Below are 4,243 nucleotides of genomic sequence, written 5' to 3' on the forward strand. Positions count from 1 at the left end.
TCGGCTTCACAAACATCACCAACTATGTCGCCAGATCACTACTCGAATCCGGCGGATTCAGACCGAAACTACACTCTCAATTCTGAAGAGCCGGTTATGGATCGCGCGCCATCCCATGTCGGACTACCGGAGCCCGTAGCGATAGTGCCCGAAACGGGTTCCAGAAGCACGGCGATCGCGTTTCCAACCGCTGTTGCAAGCATTGGCGGCACTGCGTTTCCGACTTGCTCGTACTGCTCAACCCGTGACCCTGTGAACACATATGAATCAGGGAAGGACTGTAGACGCGCAGCTTCCCGGACCGTAAAGGTTCTATCCTGATCATAGTGAAAATATGCTCCCCAATGAGGATCGCACTTAGTAAGAATGGTGGACGCCAACCCATCCGGATCAACTCGCCCATACCTTTTTGTGTGGTCAGTTCTCCTGGCTCTGCGCATACCCGCTGGTAGGAGATCCTCCGGTATGTCCGTCCAGTTACCCCCCGGCGGTATGTGTCGAAGCCTAGCCAGGTTGATTGCCCCCAGCCTTGCAGCCTCGTGATTCCTAACTCCTGTCGATCCAATTCGCAGTGCGCGTTGATACTCCGAGTTGGGGATCGACTTGTACTCTCCTACACCCAGACCATCTTCGCCGTTTCCCAAAATAGGCAGGTCGTCAATGGCATCTCGAACGGTCGTGTGCCCGGGCAGGAATGAGTTTTCCGGGACGGAAATGAGGCTCCTTCCGGCGAAATTGGAAGTGAAATTCACTCGGGCTGGCGAATTCACAGATGGAAGCGGAAAAGCCGCCGAGGCGTCGTCAAAGTCCCGCATACCAAGTACAACCGTCCTCCACCGGGTTTGAGGCACTCCGTATAGTGGCGCGTAAAGTATGCGCACGTCGACCGCATACCCAAGCAGGCTGAGCGCCGTCAATATAGACTGAAGAGTGGTTCCGTTCCCAAAAGAGACCAAGCCGGGTACGTTTTCGATAAGCACCGCTCTAGGTTGAAACTCCTCTACAAAACGTAGGTAGTCCCGGAACAAGTGATTTCGGTGATCATCGGCTCGCCGTACCGGGGCGTTGATACTGAAACCCTGACACGGTGGCCCTCCCGCGATCAGATCCAGCTCGCCTCTTCGTACGCCTAACCTCGCCCTCACCTCACGCGCGTCAACACCCCTGACGTCCTCGCTCTCCACAAATGTGCCTGGGTGGTTCAAAGCAAACGTCCGGGCGTACGCCGGTACAACCTCGTTCGCGTAGAGGCTCTTGAAACCAGCTCGCTTCAACCCCTGCGACAAACCTCCGGCACCAGCAAATAGATCAATCATGGTGTACTTCCAGGGCCGATCTTGGTCAAGCAGGTTCATGGTTCAAGCATACCGAGCCCGACAGACAATCTCGGGACCCGCACCTATGGACCGCTCCTGCCTAAATCTCCAACCTACGTCTTCCGGAGCAACCCGAGGTGTCTTAGAACTGTAGATCTATGTACCGCCTCGACCTGGCCGTAGAGCTCAGCGTTGCTTTCAGCTTGCTTTCGAAGGTCTGGCGCGACATGACCTCAACAGCGTTCAACGCCTTTATCGAGTCACCTAAGGACGAATATCTGATCTCGCCGGGAACGAGTTCTCCCCCAGAATAATCTGCAACAAACCACACTATGTCTGAGGCTGCTAGGCGATCTTGGTGATTGTCGCCGACAGTCTCCGTAAAGTTGGCCATCTGATTGAAGAAGTAGCGATCTACCAGGACTGCTGTCTTTATGCCCCAGTTACGCAGGAGTGGCACCTTGACCGAGAGTTGAGGAGCCAGCCGTTTCGGACCGCTGGACCGATAATCGGGGCGCCGATTACCTTCCGGAAAGACAGAATCGCCAGATTGTTCATATTTTTTGAAGTCGTCTAGCATATTGTGTCCTGAGAAGTACAGTGCCTGAACTTCCAAAGCACAATATCTGATTGCAGGTTGACTATCGTCAACTAATAGCCAGTCAATTCTTCCTGTTCCCGCTTGAATCTTTTTTTCAGTAGGTGATGAACTTGTGAGGAACGACATCTCTCGAACTGCCTTGATACTGGAATCGCCGAGCATAACCTCAGCCACCCATCTCATCAAGCCCTTCTCTTCGAGAAAACGTTGAGGACAGACGCTCACAAGTCCTTCGGGATGCAACTCTGCTCTACCACCCGACCCCTGAGTCACGGGTTGAATGCTGCAGACGCCTCCCTTTTTATTGCAAGGCATTTTTACACCTAATGCAGAGATATACGGGCAGGTCGGGATCTTTGCGCGATCTATTTTTCTCTGCGTGGCATGCTCGATCGCTATTTCTGCGAACTGTTTTCGAGTTTCATTATCCATTTTATCGAGGGGAAACCCATACCACTCACCTACTCCATATCTCGTACTGGTTGATACGCGGTCACTAGTCATTCAATCCCCTTTGATGGGTCATATACGAAGTGCTTAGGGCTATTCGACATGAATGTGGGACGGCACCTGCTTATAAGAATCGATTGTTTGCCTCACACTTATCGCTCTCAGCCCGCCGCCAGATATGCCCTCACACTAGTTCGCAACGCATCGGAGTGCTCATAGATTTCATCTAATGAGGTAATGGGAATGCGCTGCTCAACTTTCTGATCATCGAAAATACCCAAATACTTCTGGACGCGGTTGAAGTGGAGCCGAGCAATCGGCTTCCTGTTGTTGTCATCCAACAGCACCGCGAAATAGGACTTCGCATCACGCTGAACCACGCGCGCTGGCTTCACCTCGTTACAGACGATCGCACGCACAATTTGGTAGCCCTCAAGTTCCTCGAGGGTGGTTTCCACACCGGTCTCGGCGAGATCGTCCTCGACGGCTTGCTCACTGGTGACTGTGGCAGCAAGTGTCGAGTCATTCCCCATGGGGTAATTCGGTGACCCCAGAGCAGCCTTTAGACGTTCATTCACTTGCTCGTTGAGGAATTGCTTCGTCGCCTTTGTGACTAGCCCAGTGAACTGCTCACGCACTTTTTGCGTGTACGCACCCTCATAGACACGGGTGGTTAGCGACTTGATCCACTCACTGTCCGGTTCTTTGAACTGAGCAGCCAAAGTTCGCTTAATCTGCCCGATGTACTTCAACTCACCGGCAGCACTAATGATGGAATCCAGATCAAAGATCTCCTTCGAGAGCTTCATCAGCTCCGGGATCAGCGTCTCATCGATGTCGTTGAGGTCAAGCACAAGGAACGGCTTTGCATCCATTCTGTTGGGTGCGTCAAGGTCAGTGAAAAATTCGTAGACCTCCCCGTTAGTGAGGATTGCGATCCGAGCATTTGTCACAGCAAAATACCGATACAGCTGCGATGCGTGTTCAATTTTGATCGGTTCCTTGGACTTCTTGCACTCGATCAGAATCTGAACCGTGCCCCCGTGCATGATCGCATAGTCAATTTTTTCGCCCCTCTTCACCCCAACGTCTGCGGTGAATTCGGGGACTACCTCAAGCGGATTGAAGACGTCGTACCCGAGAATGGTCGAGATGAACGGCATGACAAATGCGTTCTTGGTGGCTTCCTCTGTTTCAATCTGAGACCTCTGCTGGCGCACCTTTGCCGCCAATGCCGTGAGCCGTTCGGCAAATTCCACAATTCCCCCTGAATCCGAAATCAATGATGCAACTCTAGCCGAGCGAACTCACATTTGCAGGACGACTCGACCAAAGGCGCCAGAGGTGGGCTACTTCAGATCAAAGCCCGATGGTACTGACTCGACCACCGGTCTTTCGGGTCAACGTCATCGATCCTAAGCTTGAAATACGGATCCCTGAGCAAAGCCCGTCCCAGGAGAACTGCCTCGACGCCTGCATCAAACGCCGCTTCCAAAGCCACTGCATCAGCGATCTGGCCGACTGTCCGACTGTCCGACTGTCCGACTGTCAACCCTGAGGATGCAGCAAGCTGAACGGCGTAGTCAACGTTGAGTCCGGTGTGCTGGGGTGGTGGAGCGGTCGGTACCAAAGCACCGGAGGAGACGTCGAGGAGGTCGGTACCCAAGCCTGCCAACTCGGATGCAAAGGCTGTCGCTTCCTCGAAGGTAATCCCGCCGTTCGCTCAGTCGGTTGCGGTCATCGGCACAAACACGGCTTGGTGTCAAGCGGTGGTAGCAACATTGTCGTTGAGTAGTTTGGTGAATACTTCTCGTGGTGTGAGGTAGCCGAGAGTGGCGCGGGGTCGGTCGTTGAGTTCGTCGGCGATGGCGTCGAG

Annotated in this window: 3 protein-coding genes and 1 pseudogene; all 4 read right to left on the reverse strand. The window is 53.5% G+C overall.

Going from position 1 to position 4,243, the window contains the following annotated elements; genetic code table 11:
• Window positions 1-68: 68 nt before the first annotated feature.
• Complete coding sequence (locus IWX64_RS16575; RefSeq protein ID WP_196868228.1) at window positions 69-1,355, reverse strand: DNA cytosine methyltransferase; 1,287 nt, start codon at window positions 1,353-1,355, stop codon at window positions 69-71.
• 103 nt (window positions 1,356-1,458) lie between these two features.
• Complete coding sequence (locus IWX64_RS16580) at window positions 1,459-2,349, reverse strand: NotI family restriction endonuclease (protein WP_196868229.1); 891 nt, start codon at window positions 2,347-2,349, stop codon at window positions 1,459-1,461.
• 179 nt (window positions 2,350-2,528) lie between these two features.
• Complete coding sequence (locus IWX64_RS16585) at window positions 2,529-3,626, reverse strand: type I restriction endonuclease (RefSeq protein WP_196868230.1); 1,098 nt, start codon at window positions 3,624-3,626, stop codon at window positions 2,529-2,531.
• A 503-nt stretch (window positions 3,627-4,129) separates the two neighbouring features.
• Window positions 4,130-4,243 (reverse strand): annotated as a pseudogene (locus IWX64_RS17390) (IS30 family transposase); the annotation flags it as partial.

Origin of the sequence: Arthrobacter sp. CAN_A212 (assembly GCF_015752345.1) — a bacterium.
GTDB lineage: Bacteria > Actinomycetota > Actinomycetes > Actinomycetales > Micrococcaceae > Arthrobacter_D.